This window comes from Sulfitobacter sp. M85, from assembly GCF_029285915.1.
Classification (GTDB): Bacteria; Pseudomonadota; Alphaproteobacteria; order Rhodobacterales; family Rhodobacteraceae; genus Sulfitobacter; species Sulfitobacter faviae.
Genome location: NZ_JABECQ010000004.1, coordinates 116738 through 136834 on the forward strand (window position 1 = coordinate 116738; position 20097 = coordinate 136834).

23 protein-coding genes are annotated in these 20097 nt (G+C 63.4%); 5 read left to right on the forward strand and 18 right to left on the reverse strand.

All coding sequences use genetic code 11. The features are described from left to right. Positions 1 to 2: 2 nt before the first annotated feature. From HKX24_RS09140 to fliF, 5 genes are read right to left on the reverse strand one after another with little or no spacing between them, the layout of a single operon-like run. A complete protein-coding gene (locus HKX24_RS09140) occupies positions 3 to 1052 on the reverse strand; it encodes a flagellar motor switch protein FliG (protein ID WP_271692040.1) in 1050 nt (349 codons plus the stop codon). 22 nt (positions 1053 to 1074) lie between these two features. Then, positions 1075 to 1911, reverse strand: coding sequence for a flagellar type III secretion system pore protein FliP (gene fliP / locus HKX24_RS09145; protein WP_271692038.1), 837 nt, complete (start codon positions 1909 to 1911; stop codon positions 1075 to 1077). Next, positions 1898 to 2347 (reverse strand): FliM/FliN family flagellar motor switch protein, encoded by a 450-nt coding sequence (locus HKX24_RS09150; protein WP_271692036.1) that lies wholly within the window; start codon positions 2345 to 2347, stop codon positions 1898 to 1900. The genes fliP and HKX24_RS09150 overlap by 14 nt, the downstream gene beginning before the upstream one ends. After that, positions 2334 to 2996, reverse strand: coding sequence for a FliH/SctL family protein (locus HKX24_RS09155; RefSeq protein ID WP_276153930.1), 663 nt, complete (start codon positions 2994 to 2996; stop codon positions 2334 to 2336). The genes HKX24_RS09150 and HKX24_RS09155 overlap by 14 nt, the downstream gene beginning before the upstream one ends. Continuing rightward, on the reverse strand, positions 2993 to 4696 hold the full coding sequence (gene fliF, locus HKX24_RS09160; protein ID WP_271692033.1) for a flagellar basal-body MS-ring/collar protein FliF: 1704 nt from the start codon (positions 4694 to 4696) through the stop codon (positions 2993 to 2995). Before fliF ends, HKX24_RS09155 begins: the two co-directional genes overlap by 4 nt. A gap of 182 nt (positions 4697 to 4878) precedes the next feature. Between fliF and HKX24_RS09165 the strand changes: the two genes are divergently transcribed. From HKX24_RS09165 to HKX24_RS09180, 4 genes are read left to right on the forward strand one after another with little or no spacing between them, the layout of a single operon-like run. After that, positions 4879 to 5412, forward strand: a complete 534-nt coding sequence (locus HKX24_RS09165; protein ID WP_271692032.1) for a flagellar basal body-associated FliL family protein — start codon at positions 4879 to 4881, stop codon at positions 5410 to 5412. Further along, positions 5409 to 6356, forward strand: coding sequence for a FliM/FliN family flagellar motor switch protein (locus HKX24_RS09170; RefSeq protein WP_067261046.1), 948 nt, complete (start codon positions 5409 to 5411; stop codon positions 6354 to 6356). The genes HKX24_RS09165 and HKX24_RS09170 overlap by 4 nt, the downstream gene beginning before the upstream one ends. After that, positions 6337 to 6738, forward strand: a complete 402-nt coding sequence (locus tag HKX24_RS09175; RefSeq protein ID WP_271689292.1) for a flagellar motor switch protein — start codon at positions 6337 to 6339, stop codon at positions 6736 to 6738. The genes HKX24_RS09170 and HKX24_RS09175 overlap by 20 nt, the downstream gene beginning before the upstream one ends. Then, positions 6735 to 7364 (forward strand): hypothetical protein, encoded by a 630-nt coding sequence (locus HKX24_RS09180; RefSeq protein WP_067261044.1) that lies wholly within the window; start codon positions 6735 to 6737, stop codon positions 7362 to 7364. The genes HKX24_RS09175 and HKX24_RS09180 overlap by 4 nt, the downstream gene beginning before the upstream one ends. Positions 7365 to 7376: 12 nt before the next feature. Here HKX24_RS09180 and flhB read toward each other — a convergent pair whose 3' ends face one another. Genes flhB through flgB form a run of 8 tightly spaced genes read right to left on the reverse strand, consistent with a single transcriptional unit; the run spans position 7377 to position 13610 of the window. Then, on the reverse strand, positions 7377 to 8495 hold the full coding sequence (flhB, locus tag HKX24_RS09185; protein ID WP_271692031.1) for a flagellar biosynthesis protein FlhB: 1119 nt from the start codon (positions 8493 to 8495) through the stop codon (positions 7377 to 7379). 3 nt (positions 8496 to 8498) lie between these two features. Beyond that, positions 8499 to 9254, reverse strand: coding sequence for a flagellar biosynthetic protein FliR (locus tag HKX24_RS09190; protein WP_271692030.1), 756 nt, complete (start codon positions 9252 to 9254; stop codon positions 8499 to 8501). Positions 9255 to 9256: 2 nt separating this feature from the next. Then, positions 9257 to 11341, reverse strand: a complete 2085-nt coding sequence (flhA, locus tag HKX24_RS09195) for a flagellar biosynthesis protein FlhA (RefSeq protein WP_271692029.1) — start codon at positions 11339 to 11341, stop codon at positions 9257 to 9259. Further along, positions 11338 to 12171, reverse strand: coding sequence for a lytic transglycosylase domain-containing protein (locus HKX24_RS09200; RefSeq protein WP_271692028.1), 834 nt, complete (start codon positions 12169 to 12171; stop codon positions 11338 to 11340). Before HKX24_RS09200 ends, flhA begins: the two co-directional genes overlap by 4 nt. After that, positions 12168 to 12437 carry a flagellar biosynthesis protein FliQ gene (gene fliQ / locus HKX24_RS09205; RefSeq protein WP_067261035.1) on the reverse strand — a complete coding sequence of 90 codons (270 nt, stop codon included), beginning with the start codon at positions 12435 to 12437 and terminating at the stop codon, positions 12168 to 12170. The genes HKX24_RS09200 and fliQ overlap by 4 nt, the downstream gene beginning before the upstream one ends. A 3-nt stretch (positions 12438 to 12440) precedes the next feature. Beyond that, on the reverse strand, positions 12441 to 12773 hold the full coding sequence (locus HKX24_RS09210) for a flagellar hook-basal body complex protein FliE (protein ID WP_067261033.1): 333 nt from the start codon (positions 12771 to 12773) through the stop codon (positions 12441 to 12443). Between the two features lie 12 nt (positions 12774 to 12785). Next, complete coding sequence (flgC, locus tag HKX24_RS09215; RefSeq protein WP_067261031.1) at positions 12786 to 13196, reverse strand: flagellar basal body rod protein FlgC; 411 nt, start codon at positions 13194 to 13196, stop codon at positions 12786 to 12788. Positions 13197 to 13205: 9 nt separating this feature from the next. Further along, complete coding sequence (gene flgB / locus HKX24_RS09220) at positions 13206 to 13610, reverse strand: flagellar basal body rod protein FlgB (RefSeq protein WP_271692027.1); 405 nt, start codon at positions 13608 to 13610, stop codon at positions 13206 to 13208. Between the two features lie 70 nt (positions 13611 to 13680). On the opposite strand from flgB, the gene HKX24_RS09225 reads away from it, so the two are divergent. Next, the gene (locus tag HKX24_RS09225; RefSeq protein WP_271692026.1) at positions 13681 to 15021 is read left to right on the forward strand and encodes a FliI/YscN family ATPase; all 1341 of its coding nucleotides are present in this window, start codon (positions 13681 to 13683) and stop codon (positions 15019 to 15021) included. A gap of 160 nt (positions 15022 to 15181) precedes the next feature. On the opposite strand, the gene HKX24_RS09230 is transcribed toward HKX24_RS09225, so the two are convergent. From HKX24_RS09230 to HKX24_RS09250, 5 genes are all read right to left on the reverse strand, one after another. Further along, positions 15182 to 16330, reverse strand: coding sequence for a lytic murein transglycosylase (locus HKX24_RS09230; protein ID WP_271692024.1), 1149 nt, complete (start codon positions 16328 to 16330; stop codon positions 15182 to 15184). Positions 16331 to 16446: 116 nt separating this feature from the next. After that, complete coding sequence (locus HKX24_RS09235; RefSeq protein ID WP_271692023.1) at positions 16447 to 16911, reverse strand: CreA family protein; 465 nt, start codon at positions 16909 to 16911, stop codon at positions 16447 to 16449. Between the two features lie 40 nt (positions 16912 to 16951). Continuing rightward, positions 16952 to 18688 (reverse strand): sulfate permease, encoded by a 1737-nt coding sequence (gene sulP, locus HKX24_RS09240; protein WP_271692022.1) that lies wholly within the window; start codon positions 18686 to 18688, stop codon positions 16952 to 16954. A gap of 50 nt (positions 18689 to 18738) precedes the next feature. After that, positions 18739 to 19656: an MBL fold metallo-hydrolase gene (locus HKX24_RS09245; protein ID WP_271692021.1), complete on the reverse strand. Its 918-nt coding sequence runs from the start codon at positions 19654 to 19656 to the stop codon at positions 18739 to 18741. Then, on the reverse strand, positions 19656 to 20096 hold the full coding sequence (locus tag HKX24_RS09250; protein WP_271692020.1) for a DUF6691 family protein: 441 nt from the start codon (positions 20094 to 20096) through the stop codon (positions 19656 to 19658). Before HKX24_RS09250 ends, HKX24_RS09245 begins: the two co-directional genes overlap by 1 nt. Between the last annotated feature and the right edge of the window lies 1 nt (position 20097).

Genomic DNA, 20097 nt, shown 5'->3' on the forward strand with positions numbered 1-20097 from the left:
CCCTATTCGATGAATTCGTCGTCATCGGCGGCCGAGGGCAGTTCGATCACGCCTTCGTCGGCAAGGCTCTTGGCATATTCCACCATGGCGGCCTGTGCCGCGCGCACGTCGCGACCCCGCACGGGGCCGGTGGCGGCCATCTCGTCCATCAGCATCTGACGCGAGCGTTGCGGTAGGCATTCCATCAGGTGATCGCGCTGCTCTTTCTTGGCGCCGCGCATGGCCATCGGCAGGGTCGCCCCGTCCAGCCCGCGCATGACCTGCGCCAAGTCCTGCATCGGCAGTTTGAACAGATCGTCAAAGACGAACATGCGCTGTTTGATGGCTTGGAAAGCATCGGGAATACGCGCATCCAGCGCGCTGGAAAGCTCCTCAAAGGCCTGCACATCCAACTGGTTGAACAGGTCCGCCATGCGCTGATGGGTCTCGACCGAATTGGTGTGCATCGCATTCGACAGGATGTCTTGCTTCAAGGTCTCTTCGATCTGCTGCATCATATGCAGCGGCACGGCCTCCATCGCGATCATGCGCTCGGCGATGTCCTGCATCCGCTCAGGGCCGAGCAGCGGCAGCACCTTGGCGGCCACGCCGGTGTCTACGTTGTTGAGGATCGCCGCGGCGGTCTGGTCATGCTCGCCCTTGAGGTAATTGGCGATCACCGTCTCATCCAGCGCGCCAAAGCCACGCCACATGGCGCTCTCTCGCTCGCTGTTCTTGAGCCCCTCCATGATGCTGCTCACCTGTTCTTCGGGCATGAATTTGCGCAGCATGGATTCCGCCGTCGATAGCGACCCCACGACCGATCCGGTGCCGCTGACGACCTTCTGGGTGAACTCTTTGAGCACATGTTCCACCACCTCTGCCGGGATCGGGCCAAGGCGGCTCATGGCGCTGGTGATACGCTCGATCTCGGCAGTGCCGAGCTTTTGCATGAGTTCCGATCCAGTCTGCTCGCCAAGGCAGAGAAAGGTGATGGCGGCTTTGGTCGGACCGTTCAGATCCTCCACCGTGATGGGCTTTCTGCGGGATTTGGAAAGGGCATTGGTCGACATGGAGAGATCCTTTCAGTGCAGGTCAGCCACCGGCAAGCGGCACATAGCTTTCAATCAGCGATCCCGCCAGCATGTACCAACCGTCGATCAGCACAAAGAAGATCACCTTGAACGGCAAGGAGATGAGTACCGGGGGCAGCATCATCATCCCCGCGCTCATCAAAACCGAGGCGACGATAAGGTCGATGGCGACGAAGGGCAGGTAGATCAGAAAACCGATGGTAAAGGCGCGGCGCAGTTCCGAGATCATGAAGGCGGGCACCAGATGGCGGAAGGTGGCCTCTTCTGCCGAGGCGGGCAGGGGGCTTTCTTCGGCCTCTTCATCCGCGGGCGCGATGCGCAGGAACAGGGCGTAGTCTTCGGGCCGCGTGTTGACGTACATGAAGGTCTTAAAGGGCGCGGCGATCCGCTCCAGCGCCTGTTCCTCGGCGATGGCGTTTTCCAACAGCGGCTCGACTCCGGCCTCATAGGCGTCCTCGAACACCGGCTGCATGACGAAGAAGGTCATGAAGAGCGCCAGCGAGGTCAGCACGATATTGGGCGGGGTCTGGTTCAGGCCAAGGGCCGAGCGCAGCATCGACAGGACGATGACAAAGCGCGTGAAGCTGGTCATCACCACCAACAGCCCCGGCGCGATGCTGAGCACGGTGACCAGCGCGATGAACTGGACGATCCGCCCTGAAAGGTTGGCGTTCTCATCACTGCCCGGCGCGGTGTCGCCAATCACATCCGAAAGCGTGCTGAGAAATCCGCCATCTTGGGCCACGGCCATGCCGCCGCTGGCGAGAAGCACCAGCAGGGCAAGGCCCATGCGGCCTGACGCATATGCGCGCAGAGAGGGGAGGTCAGTCAGGGACATAGTCCTTGACGATCTGGGTCAGGGACACGCCCAGCCGGTCTTCGCCGACCTTTACGAGATCACCGCGCGCCACCAGACGGTCCGAGACCATAAGGTCCACCGGTGCACCGATCTTGCGGTTCAACTCCACGATAGAGCCGCGGGTGAGTTCCAGCAGGCGCGAGATCGGCATGCGGGCTTGGCCCAGCACGATCTGCACGTCGAGGCCGACGTTCAGCATCGCGTTGATGCCCGCGCCGCCCGCCTCGGGGCGGGGGGCCAGCGCGTTGCGCGAGTCTTCGGTGTCGAGCTGCGGGAAGACGCCCGCATCATCGCCGCCCGTGCTGGCGGCGTTGCCAAAGGCATCGGCGCGCGGCTGCTCTGGCGTGACGTCAGGCGCTTTGCCGTCTGTGGCCTTGTTGTCGTCTTGGGGGGATTGCAGGTCAGGCTTGTCCATTTCCGTCCTTCTCCTTTTGTGCTTTCAGCGCCCGCGCATGGGTGTCGCGCAATTCGGCGAGCAGGCGGTCGCAAATCTTTTTGAACCCGTAATCAAGGCTGCCGTGGTCCCATTCCATGCGCGCATCGCCATCGGGCAGTTCGGGATCGGCCCGCAGGTCCAGCATTCTGTCGCATTTGTAATAGACCGCCCGTTGCCGCAACTCGGGGCCGATCTGATCCAGCGTGGCGGGCGACAGGCGCACTTTGATATGGCTCGACCCGATGGCCATTTTCAGCGATTGGGTCACGGTCTTTTTCACCCGCGCGGTCGAGAGCCGTTCGATCACCTCGGGCAGGACGATCTCGCAGGTTTGTAGGGTAAAGCCCACGATCTGCGCCATCAGCGCTTCTTGATGGGCCTGCATCGCCTGTGCCAGCCGCCCCAGTTCCTGCGCCAGCTTCTCGGCCATGGCGGCATGTTCGGCCTGCATGGTCTGGTGCATCTCGGCCCGGCCAGCATCGGCCCCGGCCAGATAGCCTTCGATATGGCCCTGCTTATGGGCCTTCTTGATTTTCGCTTCGATCTCTTCGGGGGTGGGCAGCGCCGGGTCTTGCGGCTTGCTCTTGCCGTCTTCGTCGAAGTTCTGAAGCTTGAGGCTCGTGATCACAGATCATCCCCTTCCGACAGCCATTCGCCCAGAACGCGCAGGGCGTCATCGGTGTTGTCCTCGGCCAGTTCGGCCACGGCGCGCAATTGGCTGTGCTGAACCGCCCCCTCGACCGAGGCGAGATGCACCATGTCGCGGGGCATTTCATCCATTGGGCCAAGCACCGCACCGGTCTGCGCCCCCGCCGGGGTGGGCAGACGGTGTTGCGGCGTCTCTTTCTGGGTGCCGCCGGTCAGCGCCTTGGGCGCGTTGTCTTCCTCAGGGCCGTCCAGCAGCGCCGCATCGGCTCCGGCACCGGCCAGTGCGGGCTGGGGCAGGGTGGCGTCCAGCACCATGCGCAGGGGGCGCGCGCCCAGCACCATGATGATCGCCACCAGCGCCAAGGCAAAGAGCGAGCGCAGGATGGTCATGGCGTTGTCCGCGAGCACCGCGCCCAAGCCACGGCTGGCGGGGTTGCTGAACTCGGAATCGAAATCGAGGAATTGCAGACTGTCGACCTGCACTTGATCGCCCCGGGCCTGATCAAAGCCGATGGCCGTGCTGACCAGCTGCGTCAGACGCGCCATCTCCTCGGAGCTGCGCTCGATATAGCCTTCGGAGCCATCGGGCAGGGTGCCATAGCTGCCGTTGACCAGAACCGCGACCGAGATACGCTCGATATCGCCCGGCTCGCGCACCAATTCGCTCTGAACCGAGCCGATCTCGTAGTTGATGATCTCATCGTTTTCCGAGCGGGTGGACTGGCCTGCGGCCCCGCCCGCATCGTCGCGCAGCTCATCGGGGATGTTGTTGGCCACATCCACCGTGGCCGCCGCCGGGTCGGTCTCGTTCGAGTTGCGCACGCGGGTCTCAATCGACCGGGCGACCTGCTGGGCGGGGTCGAATGTGCGCGAAACACGCACTTCGCGCTCGGTCGTCAGATCGACGCTGACCCGCACGCGGGCATTGCCCGGCCCGACGCGGGCGTTGAGGATCGATTCAACCTTTTGCGCCAGTTGCTCTTCGATCATGCTGCGCTGCCCTTGCAGCGAGAAGTCGGAGCTGCCGCCCTCATCCTTGGCCAGGATCGTCTCGCCGGAGGCCGAGAGGACGGTCACGTTCTGCGCTTCCAAATCCGCCACGGCGGAGGCCACCAGCGCTTGGATCGCCTGCGCCTGACGGCGGGTCATGCTGGTATTGGCCTGCGACCGCACGATGACCGATCCGCTGGCCTCAGCCCGGCTGCGCGAAAAGGCGGCGCGTTCGGGCAGCACCAGATGCACCCGCGCGGCCTTGATGCCGCTGATCGTCTGGATCGACCGGGCCAACTCACCTTCCAGCGCGCGCAGCCGGTTCACCTTTTGCATGAAGGAGTTCATCCCCATGCCGGACATATTGTCGAAAATCTCCCACCCCGGCACGCCTTCGCCCGGCAGCCCTGCATCGGCCAACGCCATGCGGGCGCGGGCGATGTCGGTCTCGGCGACCGAGATGGTGTCGCCGTTGCGCGACAGATCGACCGTCAGCCCCGCCTGTTCCAGCGTCTGCATCATCTGCGAGGCGGTGCCGGGGCTCAACTGGCTGTAAACCGGGACATAGGTGGGGGCGAGGATGGTCCGCGCGCCGATGAAGATGGCCGCGGTGATCGCCAGACCGATGCCGCCGAGAAGAGCCAGCCGCTTTGGACCCAAATCCTTAAGGTTTTCAACGATCTGATTCACGGCCCCTCACTCGGTTGTATGGCCCGAGCATTCTCCACTCGGCCCTCACTATGCAAGCATATATCGATTTATACTTGGTCGATCCGAAAAATAAACAGGTTTCTGTTGCAATAAAGCTTGTTTGAAGATGTATTTGTTCTTGTATGTGGCGCTTCGCGCGGGATCCGATTAAGAGTGAAAGAATGAAAAAGCCTCTCGCTATCCTTGCTGTCGTCTTGCTCTGCCTTCTTGCGGGTCTGGGTGGGGTCACGCTGGCCATCGGGCCTTCGGGGTTGCTTGAAATGGCCGGGCTGGGGGGTGAGGAAACCGCCGAAGAGACCGTTGAGACGGCTGAGAACGATCACGGCGAGAAGGGCGGCGAAGACGGCCACGGCGCAAAGCCCAAGACCGAAGTGAAAATGCCGGTCATGCCTTTTCCTGAGATCATCGTGAACGTCACCGACACCGGCCCGCAGGGCGGGCAGACCAGCCGCTTCCTCAAGCTCAACATGCTGATGGTCTATGATGAAACCGCCGAGGGCGCGGACCGTCTGGTCGCGCGTGAGATTTACCTGCGCGACAGCTTCCAAGATTTCCTGCGCCAGTTGCATGTCAGCGATCTGTCGGGCAGCTATGGGCTGGCGATGCTAAAGACCGAACTGCTGCGCCGGGCGCGGGCGGTGGGGCACACCGACGCGCCGCATGAAATCCTGATTGCCGATATGGTGGTGCAATGACGATAGCGGCCTCCCCCGATGCGCTGAGCCTCGAAGAGACGATGATCCGTCAGGCGCGGGAAAGCTTCCAGCGCCTGCCCACGCTTGAGATCATCATCGACCGTCTGCTGTTGGCGCTTGTGCCCGACCTCAAATCCTATTGCACCGTCGCCCCCGAGATCGAGCTGAGCTCGCTGGAATACATGCCCTATGAGGACGCGATGGAGAGCATCCAGTCGCCCTCGCTCATCGCCATTGCCAATGCGGAAAGCTGGGGCAGCCAGATCGCCTGCGTGGTCGAGCCTGACCTGCTGTTTTCGGTGCTTGAGATCATGCTGGGTGGCCGTCGCGCCACCAGTCAGCAGTGGAAACCCCGCGGCTTGACCGCGATTGAGCAGAAACTGGGCCGCAGGCTGGCGGAATTGTCGCTCAAAGGTTTGGCGCATTGCCTGCAGGATGTCAGCCCGGTGCAATTCGACATTCAATCGCTCGAATCCAACCCCCGCTCGGTCATGCTGGCCGCGCCGCGCACCGCGACGGTGCTGGTCCGCTTGCATATGCAATTCGAAGACCGCAGCGGCCATATGGCGCTGGTCTTGCCCTATGGCACGCTGGATGAGGTCAGCGCCCAGCTTGCGCAGCCCTTCCTTGGCGGACGCTCGCCCACCGACAGCAACGCGCGCAAGGATATGAACAGTCAGATCTCCAGCACCACGGTCACCATCACCGGCGTGCTGCAGCAGGTGACGATCCCGCTGCATGAGGTGCTGGAATGGAAGCCCGGTCAGGTGATTGATCTGGGCATGACCGTCGATACCCCCGTGGTCGGCATGGTGAACGCCCAGCCGATGTTCCAAGCGGCCTTTGGCCAGCGCAGCAATGGCGCCTTAGCGCTGCGGGTGATCCAATCCTTGCTCCCTAAGGAAAATCAGGAGGACAGCGACGATGATGCCGGCCTTGATTGATATCCTCATCATCGTGCTGCTGGTCGGCACGCTGGTCTATGCCTTTATCCTTGACCGCCGCGTTCGCGCCCTGATGGCAACGCTGAAAGAGATGGAGCCGATGGTCGGGGCCTTTTCCAATGCGGTCGATCAATCGGCCAAATCGGTCGAAGACCTGCGCGACCTCAGCACCAAGGTACAACGCCCAGAGCCGCCGGTGCAGCGCGAGGCGACGCCACCCCGCGCAGCCGCGGCTGAACCCGCCCCCACAGGGCAAAGCCCGGCCCAGATGCGCGCCGCGCGGCTCAAGGGCCGTGCGCAGGTCCGGGGGCAAGCGGCGGTACAGGGCAAATCCGAACTGGTCCGTACCTTTTTCGACATCACCAAGGAGCGTAAGGAATGAGCCGTATTTCCCTGCCCAAGATCGCGCTTTTTGGCCTTGGCGTGGCTGGCGTGCTCAAGCTCACGGTTGAGTTCATGCCGATGATGGCCATTGCCGAAACCCCCGATGACACGCCCCCGGTCCCTGTTGAGCTTGCCGCCGCCCCCGCGCCGCCCAGCTATGACGCCAGCGCCCCGGGCGAGAGCGGTATGTGCGAGCCAAGCCATCTGATCGCCGAAGCCATCGCCGAAGAGCGCGCGCTGCTGAAAGAGCAGCGCGACACGATTGCCGACCGCGAAGCCAAGCTTGCGCTGGCCGAACAGAGCCTCAAGGCCGAACAAACCCGCCTCGCCAGCCTGCGCGACGAGATCGGCGCGCAGCTCAAGGTGATCGAAGAGGCGAACAATCAGGACATGACCAAACTGGTCGAACTTTACCGCAACATGAAGCCGCAGGTGGCGGCGGGCATCATGGATGAGATCGACGTGGAGACCGCCGTGCAGGTCATCGGTGCCATGCCCGAACGGGACGCCGCGCAGATCATGGGCTCGTTCAGCCTTGTCCGGGCGCGGTTGATCACGAAAATCCTGCTGGAACGCTCCAAACTCCCCGCCGACCGCAACCTCGAAGGGCTGCGCCTGCGCTAAGCGGGGCGGGGGTCACTCCTCACGAATGGACGACCCGGCAGGGGGCTTGCGGCGCACATTGCGGCGCAGGTCCATGACAAAGCCGATGATCTCGGCCACGGCCTGCCAATGCTCCATCGGGATGCGGTCGTCCACCTCCACCGCCGCGTGCAGCGCGCGGGCCAACGGACGGTTCTCGATCATCGGTATGTCGTGTTCCTTGGCCAACTCGCGGATGCGGTGGGCCATGACATCGGCCCCTTTGGCCACGCAGACCGGCACATCATCGACGCCCTGTTCATATTTCAGCGCCACGGCGTAATGGGTCGGGTTGGTCAGGATCACGCTGGCATTGGGGATGGCCTGCGCGATGCGCTGGCGGGCCCGGGCGCGGCGCAATTCGGCGCGCCGGCCCTTGATCTGCGGATCACCCTCACTGTCTTTATGCTCGTCGCGGATTTCCTTGAGGCTCATCATCTGTTTCTTTTTCCACTGCGCCCGCTTCCAGATGATGTCGGCGATGGCGATGGGCACCAGAAGCACGGTCGTGACCAGAAAAATCCAGCGCACCTTTTGCAGGGTCGCTTGCAGCAGCGTCTCGGGGATGAAAGCCTGCGTCTGGCCCAGCGACTGCGCGATGTCGCGCACGGCCCAGACGGTAATGAAACCGATCACCAGCACCTTGGCCGTATTCTTGGCAAACTCCACGAAAGCCTCGGCCGAGAACAGCCGTTTGAACCCCGACAGCGGGTTCAGCTTGGAGAACTTCGGTTTGATCCGCTCGGCCGAGACGACAGTCTCGCCTTGGATTAACACGCCGAAAAGGGCTGCCAGCACCATGATCCCCACCACCGGCATCATCGCCAGACCCAGCGTGAACCCCAGCGATTTCAGCACCTGGCCCGCTTCGGCGACGCCTGTGCCGCCGGTGCCGATGGCAGTGACACCCGCCCCCAATAGGGGGCTTTGCAGCGCCGCCACGATCCCGTCGATCGAGGCGGGCAGCACGAAGATCAGGATCATCAGCAGGGCGAAAACCAACATCGCCGTGCCGGTCTCGCGCGATTGAGGCACGTCGCCTTTCTTGCGCGCGTCGCGGAGCTTTTTCTCCGTCGGCTCTTCGGTCTTACTGCTCTTGTCCTCGTCTGACATGGCCTAAAACTCGTAAGTGGTGAGCCAATTCGCGAAAGGCTCAAGAAACCCGCGCATCATGGTCGGAACCGCCAGCACCATCAAGGCCAGCCCGGCGGCGATCAGCAGGGGCTGGGCGATAAAGAAGACCTGAAGGCTCGCCATCATGCGGTTGGCCAGACCCATGCCGACGTTCAGCACCAGCCCGGCGACATAGAAGGGGGCTGCGATGGACAGGCCGAGGTAGAGGCTCACCTGCGTCGCCCGCGCGAATTGGTCGGTCAGATCGGCCAGCATGAAGGTGCCCGGCACGAAGACCTGATAGGACATCAGCAGCGATTCAATGATGAGGTGGTGCAGATCGGTGATGAAAATCAGCGCCGTGGCCCCGATCAACAGCATCGCCGCCATAGAGGTCGCGCCCTCGAAAGCGCCGATGTTCGGGGCCAAAGCATTGGCCAGCCCCGACATCAGTGCCATCTGATATCCCGCGAATTGCAGCGCCGAAAGCAGCGTGCGCGCCACCAGCCCAATCCAAAGCCCCACGGTGATCTCAGAGCCAAAGATCAACAGCAGCGCGGCGGGGCGATCCTCGGCCACCGGGCCGAGGCCGGTCACGGGATAGAGCGCGGCGCTCAGGATCAGGCCAAAGAACAACCGATGCCGCGTGGGCACCGAGGTTTCGGCAAAGCCCGGCATGAACAAAAGCGCGCTGCCGATCCGGGCGAAAACGACGAAATACCCCATCAGGGCGTCGGTCAGGAGGGCCGAAAGGTCCATCCCTAGCCCCCGATGGTGGCGACGGTCCGCAGGGATACCTTGCGATGGATCTCGGCATTGGAGATCACCGGCGTCATCGGGCTGACCCGTTCCAGCATGGAGCGCACATAGGACCGCGCCTCGGGGTTGACCATCAGCGCGGGCCAACTGTCTTCCGAGGCGAAACGCTGGATTTGTTGGCGGGCTTGCAGCACGAATTCCTGCACCCGTTTGGGCGACATGACAAAGGTGCGGTCCTCGCCCACGATCTTGACCGCCTCGATGAACTCCGCCTCCCATGAGGGCGACAGGGTGATGACCGGCACGAAGCCCTGCCCATCGGCCAGCCCTTGGCAAATCTGGCTCGACAGGCGGCGGCGCACGTTCTCCAGCACCAGCGCGGGCTTGGAAGTCTGGCGCGTGGCCTCGGCCATGGCCTCGACGATCAGCGGCAGATTGCGGATCGAGACGCGTTCGAGCAGCAATTCTTGCAAGACCTGCTGCACCAGAATCGCGGGGGAGGGGACGGGCAGATCGTTGACCAGCTTTTGATAGTTCCGGTCCAACCCCTCGATCGCCTCCTTCGCTGCGCCATAGGTCAGCAGTTCCGACATGTTCTCTTTTACGACTTCGGTCAGATGGGTGGTGATCACGCTTTCCGGGTCCACCACCGTATAGCCCTGTGCCTCGGCCTGATCGGCGACCTTGCTGTCGACCCAAAGCGCATCAAGCCCGAACGTCGGCTCGCGCGTGGCCTCACCCGGCAGTTGCAGCGGCGCGCCTTCGGGGTTGATCACCATCATCTGGTTGGCGCGGATGTCACCCTTGGCTGCGTCGACGCCGTGGATTTGGAAGGCGTAGCTGTTGATCGGCAGGCTCACGTCATCCTTGATCCGCACCGAGGGCATGGGAAAGCCGAATTCCTCGGCAAAATGCTTGCGCAGGGATTTGATCTTGCTCGGCAGTACCGCGTCGGGGCGGTTGGCCAGCGCCACCAGCCCTTCGCCCAGCACCAGCCGCAGCTCATCCAGATGCATCGGATTGTTGTCGACCTCTGGCATGTCCTGCTGTTTCTGCGCCTCGGCATCGGCCTTCGCCTTGGCCTCTGCCGCCTCGGCCGCGCCGCGCTGGATCATCAGCCCCAAGCCCACCATGGCCGCGGCCAGAAGGGCAAAGACCAGCAGCGGGAAGCCGGGCAAAAGACCGATGCCAAAGAGCAGCAGAGCCGCCATGTAAAGCGCCTTGGGGAAGTTCGAAAGCTGATCGAACACCGCCTCGTTGGCGGCCCCCCGCGTGCCGCCTTTGGTCACGATCAGACCGGCGGCGAGCGAGACGACAAGCGCCGGAATTTGGCTCACCAGCCCGTCGCCGATGGTCAGCGAGGTGAAGACGTTAAATGCATCGCCCACGCCCATGCCGCGCTGCACAACGCCGATGAGGATGCCGCCGATCACATTGATCAGCGTGATGATCAGCCCCGCCACCGCATCGCCGCGCACGAATTTCGAAGCACCGTCCATCGCGCCGAAGAAGGCGCTTTCGTCTTCAAGCTCCTTGCGGCGGCGGCGGGCCTCATCCTCGTCGATCAGCCCCGCGCCCATGTCGGCGTCGATCGCCATCTGCTTGCCCGGCATCGCATCCAGCGAGAACCGCGCGGCGACCTCGGCGATACGGGTCGAGCCCTTTGTAATCACGACGAAGTTGATGATCACGAGGATGGCAAAGATCACCACGCCGATGACGAAATTCCCCGCCACGATGAATTTGGAGAACCCTTGAATCACATCCCCCGCCGCATGCATCCCCGCATGGCCTTCGCTGAGGATCAGCCGGGTCGAGGCCACGTTGAGCGACAGCCGCAGCATGGTGGTGACGAGCAGCAGCGTCGGGAAAGAGTTGAACTGCAAGGGTGATGGAATCCAAAGCGCCACCATGAAGATCAGCACCGAGAGCGAGAGCGACAGCGCCAGCCCGAAATCCAACAGGATCGGCGGCAGCGGCAGGAACAGCACCGCCAGCACCAGCGCCATGCCAACGGCAAAACTCACGTCCTTATTGGCGCCAAACATGCTCAGTTGCGGCAGAAGGGTATTGGGTTTCGTGCTCATCCCGCATCCTCCGCCGGGACGGTGGTAAACTGCGGCAGGACCGGCTGCATCTCATGCGCCGAGTAAAGCGAGCGCCGCGCGTTCGCCGCCCCGCCGATCTGCGCACCCCATGTGGCCTTGGCCGCCAACCTGTCATAGCGGCCCGCCTCGCGCCGCGCCGTTTTGCGCGAACGGGCGGGAACGGGGCTGGCGCTGGCCAGCGCCTGAAACTCCGGCAGCCGCGCATTGGCGGCGGAAATGTTCTTTTGCAGCCGGTCGAGGTAGGTGTCGCGGTATTCCGGCTCAAAGGAATGATACGACCCCGCCGCCTGTAGCCAACTGCCCGTGCGCCGGTGCAACCGCGTAAGGAAGCGCGCCGCGTAGTCGACGTTTACGCGCGGATCGAACCCTTGGGCGGGGCTGTCAAAGGCATCCGGGTGCCAGCGCATGTTGATCTGCATACAGCCCACGTCGATGGAGCGGATGCCGCTTCCCTGACGCTCTGCAATCCAATCCAGCGCGGCAGTTCGGCTGTCGAACAGCCGCCCTTCGCCTGCGGCGTTGACCGCATAGGGCCAGACCGTGAAATGCCCGTTGCGGCGGGTGCCCGCCTCTTGCAGGCCGATGGCCAGCAGCAGATTGTCGGGGATGCCATGCCGGGTTTGGGCGGCGAGGATCTCGCGGATGCAGACGCCTTCGGGCCCGCCCTTGGCGGCGAGCGTGCGCGCAGTCTTGGTCACCGCGTTTTTCTGCGATGGCTCATAGAACGACCCCCAGCCTTGGGCGAGGGCGGGGGTCGCAAGCACCGCCCCCAGCAGCGCCGCGCGGGCCATATGCCAAAGCGCTCTCACAGCCCACCGTTCTGCACGAGGTCAAAGATCGTGTCCGACAGGTTCTTCAGCGTGGCATACATAAACGGCGTCGCGGCCAGCAGGGTGACAAAAATCATCACGATCTTGGGCACGAAAGTCAGCGTCATTTCCTGAATCTGCGTGAGCGCTTGAAAGAACGCGATCACCAGACCAATCGCCAGCGCCACCCCCAACACCGGACCCGAGGCCAGAAGCACGGCCCAGACGGTAGCAGAGATGATGTCATAGGTCTGGGTTTCGGTCATGGCCTAGATCGGCATCCGCAGAATTTCCTGATAGGCTTCGACAAAGCGGTCGCGCACGGAGACGGCCACTTTGACGGTGGATTCCATCGCCAGCATGGCTTCGACCACCTGCTGGGTATCCGCCTCACCGCGCAGCCCGGCTTGGGCTACGGCTTCGCCCTCACGCACCGTTTCCAGCGCGCTTTCCGAGGCTTGCTGCACCATATTGGTGAAACTATTGGCGCTGGCGCCTGCCTCTTCGGCGATGGCTTCGCCCTTCTGCGCCGTCAGAGATTGCGAGGTGCGATAGGCACCGCGGACCGCGGCGGTCGAGATCAGGGAGGCGGGATCGCTCATCTCAGGTCAGCCTCACTTCAGCAGGTCGAGCATCTGACCGCGCATCCGGCGGCCTGACTCGAACATGTTCATATTGGCCTCGTAGTTGCGCGAGGCTTCGCGCATGTTGGCCATCTCGATAATCGGATCGACATTGGGGCGTTTGACGTAGCCCGTTTCATCCGCCGCCGGATGCGCCGGGTCATAATCGCGCCGAAAGGGGGATTGGTCGCGCCCGATACGGTCGACCTCCACCAAAGAGCCGCCGCCATTGCGGTCGATCAACTCCGAGAAACTGATGGTCTTGCGGCGAAACGGATCGGCGCCGGGCGTGGTGCCCGTTGAATCGGCATTGGCCACGTTTTCCGAGATCACCCGCAAACGCGCGGTCTGCGCGGTCATCCCGCTGGCGGCGATTTTGGCGATGGACTGAAGCGGATCCATGGGCTTTCCTTACCTGTTTCCGGTGACGGCCATGGTCAGCATGTCATAGCTTTTGCGGTAAAGCTGTGCGGCCAACCTATAGTGATCGCCGATCTCGGCGGCCTTCACGGCCTGTTCTTCGAGGTTCACGGTATTGCCATCCAAAGTGGTGCCCGTGGCGTGGCCATCCGTCACCTCGCGCACGCCGGGCGTGCCATGGGCGACGCCGGTGAAGTGTTTGTCATGGGTGGTCACCAACCCGGTATCGCGCGACAACTCGCCGCTGAGCATCGATTCAAAGGACGATACATCGCGTGCTTTGTAGTTCGGGGTCGAGGCATTGGCGACGTTTTCAGACACGACCTTTTGCCGGGCCGAGAGCCACTGCATCCGGTCCGAAGCGAGTCCAAGAATAGAAAGATTAGACAAGTTCATTTTTTTGCCTATAGCCTGTTTAATCCTTGTATAGTAAATATTGCCCCGCGCTCCTAGAGGAAATTTATCCATGCAGACACTCTTTTCCGAGTTGACCAGTTTCGCCCGCGAGGCAGGCGAGGCCGAGATCACCGGCGAAGTGCGCGCGATCACCGGCATCACGCTGACCGCCGTGGGGCTTGAACGGGTGCTTGGGATCGGCGAGCGCTGCATCGTGCATGGCTCTGACGGCCCGGTCCATGCCGAGGTTGTGGGGCTGGGCAGTCACGGCACCGAATTGCTCCCCTTCGGCTCATGGCGCGGGGTGGCGGCGGGCGACCGGGTCGAGGTCGCGATTGGCCGCGATGTGATCCGCCCCGATGAAAGCTGGAAGGGCCGGGTGATCAGCGCCTCGGCCACACCGCTCGACGGGAAAGGGCATCTGCCCGAGGGCAACAACCCCCGCCCGCTGCGCGCCGCCCCGCCGGGCGCTTTCGACCGCAAGCGCATCGGGCCGAAACTCGCGACCCATGTCCGCGCGCTGGATGTTTTTACGCCGCTTTGTCAGGGCCAGCGCCTGGGCATTTTCGCAGGCTCCGGCGTCGGGAAGTCGACGCTTATGGCCATGCTGGCACGCTATACGGAGTGCGATGTGGTAGTCATGGCACTGGTCGGCGAACGCGGGCGCGAGGTACAGGATTTCATCGCCTCCGACCTCGGCCCCGAGGGGATGGAAAAGGCGGTTCTTGTTGTCGCCACGGGCGATGAGCCGCCGCTGACCCGCCGCCAAGCCGCTTGGACCGCCATGGCCGTGGCCGAACATTTCCGCGATCAGGGCCAACATGTGCTCCTCTTGATGGACAGCGTCACCCGCTTCGCCATGGCGCAGCGCGAAATCGGCCTCGCCTCGCGCGAACCGCCCACCGCCAAAGGCTATCCGCCGACGGTTTTCTCGGAGCTTCCGCAGATGCTGGAACGTGCCGGGCCGGGGCCAGTGGGCAATGGCGACATCACCGCGATTTTCACCGTTTTGGTGGATGGCGATGACATGAACGACCCCATCGCCGATGCCGTGCGCGGGATCACCGATGGGCATATCGTGCTCGACCGCAAGATCGCCGAAAAGGGGCGCTACCCGGCGATTGACCTGCTGGCGAGCGTCTCTCGAACGTTGCCGGATTGCCACAGTGATGTGGAATATACGCTGCTCACCGCCGCCCATAAGGCGCTGGCGGCCCATGCGGATATGGAGGAATTGATCCGCATCGGGGCCTACCGCGCGGGCAGCAACCCCGAGCTTGACCGCGCCATCGCCTTTGCCGGGCCGTGTGAGGCTTTCCTGAGCCAGCGCAAGGCCGAGCATACCCCGCCGCAATCCTCTTTTGCCGAGGTGGCAGGGATGCTCGACCGTGCCGGGATCAGCCCGGGCTGAGCCTTACCGCAGATTGACCTTCTAGGGTCGCCCGGCCGCAGGCCGGGCAGCGCCGACCCGCCCCCCTGGGGCGGCGCAGACCTCCGTGGTATAAAAACCTCGCCCCGATTGCCTCGCCACCCCCCCAGCGTGGAGAGTGGGAAAGGCCGACCTACGTCGCCTACTGCAACCGGCGCAGCAACTCGACCGAAGGCTCACCCGTCGCGGGCAGGCCGACGCTGGCCTGATAGGCGCTGATCGCCTTGCGGCTGTTCGGCCCGATCACCCCATCCGCGCCATCGGTATCGAACCCCCGCGCGGTCAGTCGTTGCTGCAACGCGATCCGATCGTCCTTGGTCAGCCCATTGGCATCGGGCGGGAAGCTGCCGCGCAGCGGCCCGCCGCCCGCGATCCGATCCGCCAGATGGCCCACGCCAATCGCATAGCTGTCGGAGTTGTTGTAGCGTTTCAACGCGCGGAAGTTGCTGGTCACCACGAACTGCGGCCCGCCCGCCTGCGGCTGGATCACCGACCCCGCGCTGGCGGGGAGGCTGCCTAACTCACCGCCCCATTTCAGCCCCCGCGTCCAGCCGTTGCGCGACAGATATGCGGCGGTCGAGGCCAGCGCGTCGCTGGGGTCTTCCGACCAAATGTCGCGCCGCCCGTCGCCGGTGAAATCCACCGCGAAGGCTTGATAGGATGTGGGAATGAACTGCGTATGCCCCATGGCCCCGGCCCAAGACCCGGTCAGCCGGTCGGCAGTGATGTCACCATTTTGCAGGATCTTCAGCGCCGCGATCAACTGCTTTTCAAAGAACGCCCCGCGCCGCCCATCATAGGCCAATGTCGAGGTGGCCGATACCACCGGCACATTGCCACGCCGTTCGCCAAAGAAGCTCTCCAGCCCCCAGACCGCCGCGACGATCTCTGCCGCCACGCCGTAGCGGCTCTCAATCGCGTTCAATGTGCTGCGGTGGCGGGCAAAGGCTGCGCGCCCCTTCGACACCCGCTCGTCCGAGGCGGCGATCGACAGGTAATCTTCCAAGCTGCGGCTGAATTCCGTCTGATTGCGGTCGCGTTTGACCACGCCGGGCAGATAGCCTGCGCCGCGAAACCCTTGGGCCAAGGTGCTGGCCGAAATCCCCTGTGCCGAGGCGCGGCTTTTGAACGCCGCGACCCATGCGTCATAGCCCGCGTTGGGCACAGGGCGCAGATCGTCCGGCACCCCCGCCGCCGCCGCGGGGCCAAGCGTGCCGCCCCCGGTCGAACAGGCCGAGGTCAGCCCCAATGCGGCAAGGCCGAATGCGAATGTTCTGCGTGAATGTCTCATAAAACCTGCCTGTTGCTGCGTTGTTGCCTTTTGCGCAGCATATCGCAGGCAGGTCGCCCGACAAGGCGGGATCGCCCCAATGGCAAGGCTTTGCCTAAGCGATCCTCGGCTTTCGGCTACTGACCGGGCTGGTACAGGGGCACCGTCGACATCGATGTCTTGGCCGAGCCGTCTTGCACCCGCTGGCTGTGGCTGATGTAGATCAGCGTGTTGTTCGCTTCGTCGAAAATACGCTTGACCTTCAAAGTCTTGAAGATGATCGAGCGGCGCTCGCTAAAGACGTTTTCGCCTTCGTCGCCACGGTCGATATCACCGATCTCAATCGGGCCGGTCTGGCGGCAGGAGATCGAAGAGTTCGACGGGTCTTCGAACCAATTGCCCTTTTGCAGCCGGTCGATCAGCCCGCGTTCGAAAAAGGCCAGATGGCAGGTCACGCCCTTCACCTTGGGGTCGGCCACGGCTTCGACAATGATGTCATTGCCCAGCCAATCCACATCCACCTTGCCCACCTCTTCGGCAGTGGCGGCTGTGGCGAAAATACTGGCGGAAAGGGCGGCGGCGTGGGCAAATGTCTTATTCATGGCAGGCAAACGCGCAGCGGGCGGCGCGGTTCCCGAATATTTACCCTGCGGCGTCACCGGGGGTGTTTGCCAGCGCACAGGCCGCCTCATGCTGGCTGAGAAAGACCTCCCCGGTCAGCTCGTCAAGGAAATGGCTCCGCTTCAGCCGATCCATCACCGGGCCTTTCACCTCGCTCAAGTGCAGGCGGATGTCGGCGTCCTTCAGCCGGGTGTTGATCGCCTCGAGCGATTCCAGCGCCGAGAGGTCAATCTCATTCACCGCCGGGAACATCAGCACCACATCCGTCAGGTCAGGCTTGTCGGCGGCATATTGAGCCAATTGATCCTCCAAGAACCGCGCGTTGGGGAAATAGAGGCTCTCGTCCACCCGCAGGCTCAGCACATGGGACTGGGTCTCGACCTCGTGGCGCAGCACGTTGCGGAAATGCTCGGTCCCCGGCACCCGGCCCACCACGGCCATATGCGGGCGGGAGGTCTTGTAAAGATGCACGAGGATCGAAGTCACGACGCCCGCGCTCACCCCGGCCTCGACGCCGAAGATCAGCGTCAGCAGGATCGTCACGCTGACGGCGGCGAAATCGGCGTGGCTGAAGGCCCATGCGCGCTTCAGGATGGAGAAGTCGACGAGGCTCAGCACCGCGACGATGATCGTGGCGGCCAGCGTGGCCTTGGGAAGGAAGTAGATCAGCGGCGTCAGGAACAGCGCCGCCAGCGCCAGTCCGGCGGCGGTGAAGGCTCCGGCGGCGGGGGTCTCGGCGCCCGCGTCGAAGTTCACCACCGAACGCGAGAACCCCCCGGTGACCGGAAAGCCCCCGGTAAAGGCCGCGCCAAGGTTGGCGCTGCCGAGACCGATCAGCTCCTGATCCGGGTCGATCCGCTGGCGTTTCTTTGCGGCCAAGGTCTGCGCCACGCTGATGCTCTCGACAAAGCCGATGACCGAGATCAGCAGCGCCGGGACGAAAAGCTGTGACAAGAGCTCGGGGGAAAAGGAGGGCAGGTTGAGTGGCGGAAGGCTCTGCGGCACTTCCCCCACGATCGCAACACCCCGCGCACCCAGATCGAAGCCCCAGACCGCCAGCGTCGTGGCCAAGATCGCCAGCACCGGCCCGGTTTTGGCCCCGATATCCGCCATCCGCGGCCCCAGCCCCATGCGCCGCAGCAGCGGTTTCAACCCGCCGCGCACCCAGAACAGGAAGGCCGTGGCGGCCAGCCCCAGCCCGAGGGTGATGACATTGACCTCCCCCAGATGCGCCCAGAGGCTGGACAGGATTTGCGGCAGGGTATGCCCTTCGGCCTCGATCCCCAGAATATGCCGCAACTGGCTGGCAGCGATCAGGATGCCGGAGGCGGTGATGAAGCCCGCGATCACCGGATGCGAGAGGAAATTCGCCAAAAACCCCAGCCGAAACAGCCCAAGCGCCAGCAGCATGGCACCCGACAGAAAGGCCAGCGTCAGCGCCGCCGTGACATAGCCCGCCGTGCCGCTCTGCGCGATCTCGCCCACCGCCGCCGCCGTCATCAGCGAGACCACGGCCACCGGCCCCACCGCCAGCGCGCGGCTGGTGCCAAAGATGGCGTAGAGCACGATGGGCGCGATGGAGGCATAGATGCCGGCTTCGGGCGGCATGCCCGCCAGTAGAGCATAGGCCAGCGATTGCGGGATCAGCATGATCGTCACGATTACCGCCGCGATCATATCCCCGGTGAACTGGCCGCGGTCATAGCGCCGTCCCCAGTCGAGGATCGGCAGGTAGTGCGAAAGCGAAGGGAGAGGCATGGGCGGCGATCCGTCAGATAGGGGCGGCCCCGAGGGGCCACCCGGTTGGCTCAGTCGAAACGGTTCACGGGCAGTTTCAGGTAGTGATGGCCGTCACCCTCCGCCGGAGGCAGCCGCCCGCCGCGCAGGTTGATCTGCAAGGCAGCAAGGATGCGGTTGGGCAGCGACAGGGTCGCGTCCCGCTTCTGACGGCGCTCGATGTAGTCCTCGCGCTTGGTGCCATCCTTGACGTGGATGTTATGGGCGCGGTGCTCGTCCACCGTGGCCTCCCACTGCGGTTCATTGCGCTCATCGGTGCCGTAGTCATGGCCGATGTAAAGCCGTGTGTCGCCGGGCAGGGCGAGGATGTCTTGGATCGACTCCCACAGTTCTTCCGTCGTGCCGCCGGGGAAATCCGAGCGCGAGGTGCCGGCATCGGGCTGCATCAGCGTGTCATGCACAAAAGCCGCATCGCCACAGACATAGGTGATCGACCCCAGCGTATGCCCGGGCGACAGCATCACCTTGGCGTCAAGGTCGCCAATCTTGAAGGTCTCGCCCTCCTGAAACAGGTGGTCAAAATCGCGGTCCGGGTCAAAGGCATCGGGCATGTTGTAAAGATCGGCCCAAATCTTGGCGATCTCGGGCACCAGTGCGCCGATGGCATTGGGCGCGCCCGTGCGCTCTTTCAACTGGGCCGAGGCCATGACGTGATCCGCATGGGGGTGGGTATCCAGCACCCATTCCACGTTAAGGCCATTTTCCTTCACCAGATCAAGCACCTGATCCATGCTTTCGGTGGTGAACTTGTAGTTCTTCGGGTCGAAGTTCCACACCACGTCGATCAGCGCGGCCTTCTTCGTCGCCGGATCGGCGCAGATGTACTGGATCGAGCCGGTGTCGGGTTCATAGATGCCCCAGACATCGGGGCTGCCAGCTCCGGTCGAAGGGGAGTGGCGCACGACGGGTGAATTGAGAGGGTCGCTCATCAGGCTGGTCCTTTCTTGGTTATAGAGGTCAAATCAGGGCTGTGCCGGGCAATCCACATGCCGACCAGCATGAAGGGGACAAAGATCAAGGTGCCGCTGGCCGCGATGGGCAGGGCGGTCAATGCCGGGCCGGGGCAAAAGCCGCCCAAGCCCCAGCCGATGCCGAAAATCGCGGCGCCGGTCAGCAGTTTCGGCTCAAGATCGTTGCGGGTGGGAAGGCGGAATTTATAGTCGAAATAGGGGGTCTGACGGCTGTGGAACAGCCATGCGAACCCCGGTGCCGTCACCGCGATGGCGCCGCCCATGACAAAGGCAAGGCTGGGATCCCATGTGCCGAAAACGTCGAGGAAGTTCAGCACTTTGGCCGGGTCGGCCATGCCGGAAACGATCAGGCCTATGCCGAACAGAAGGCCGGAGAGGAGAGCAAAAAGCTGTTTCATG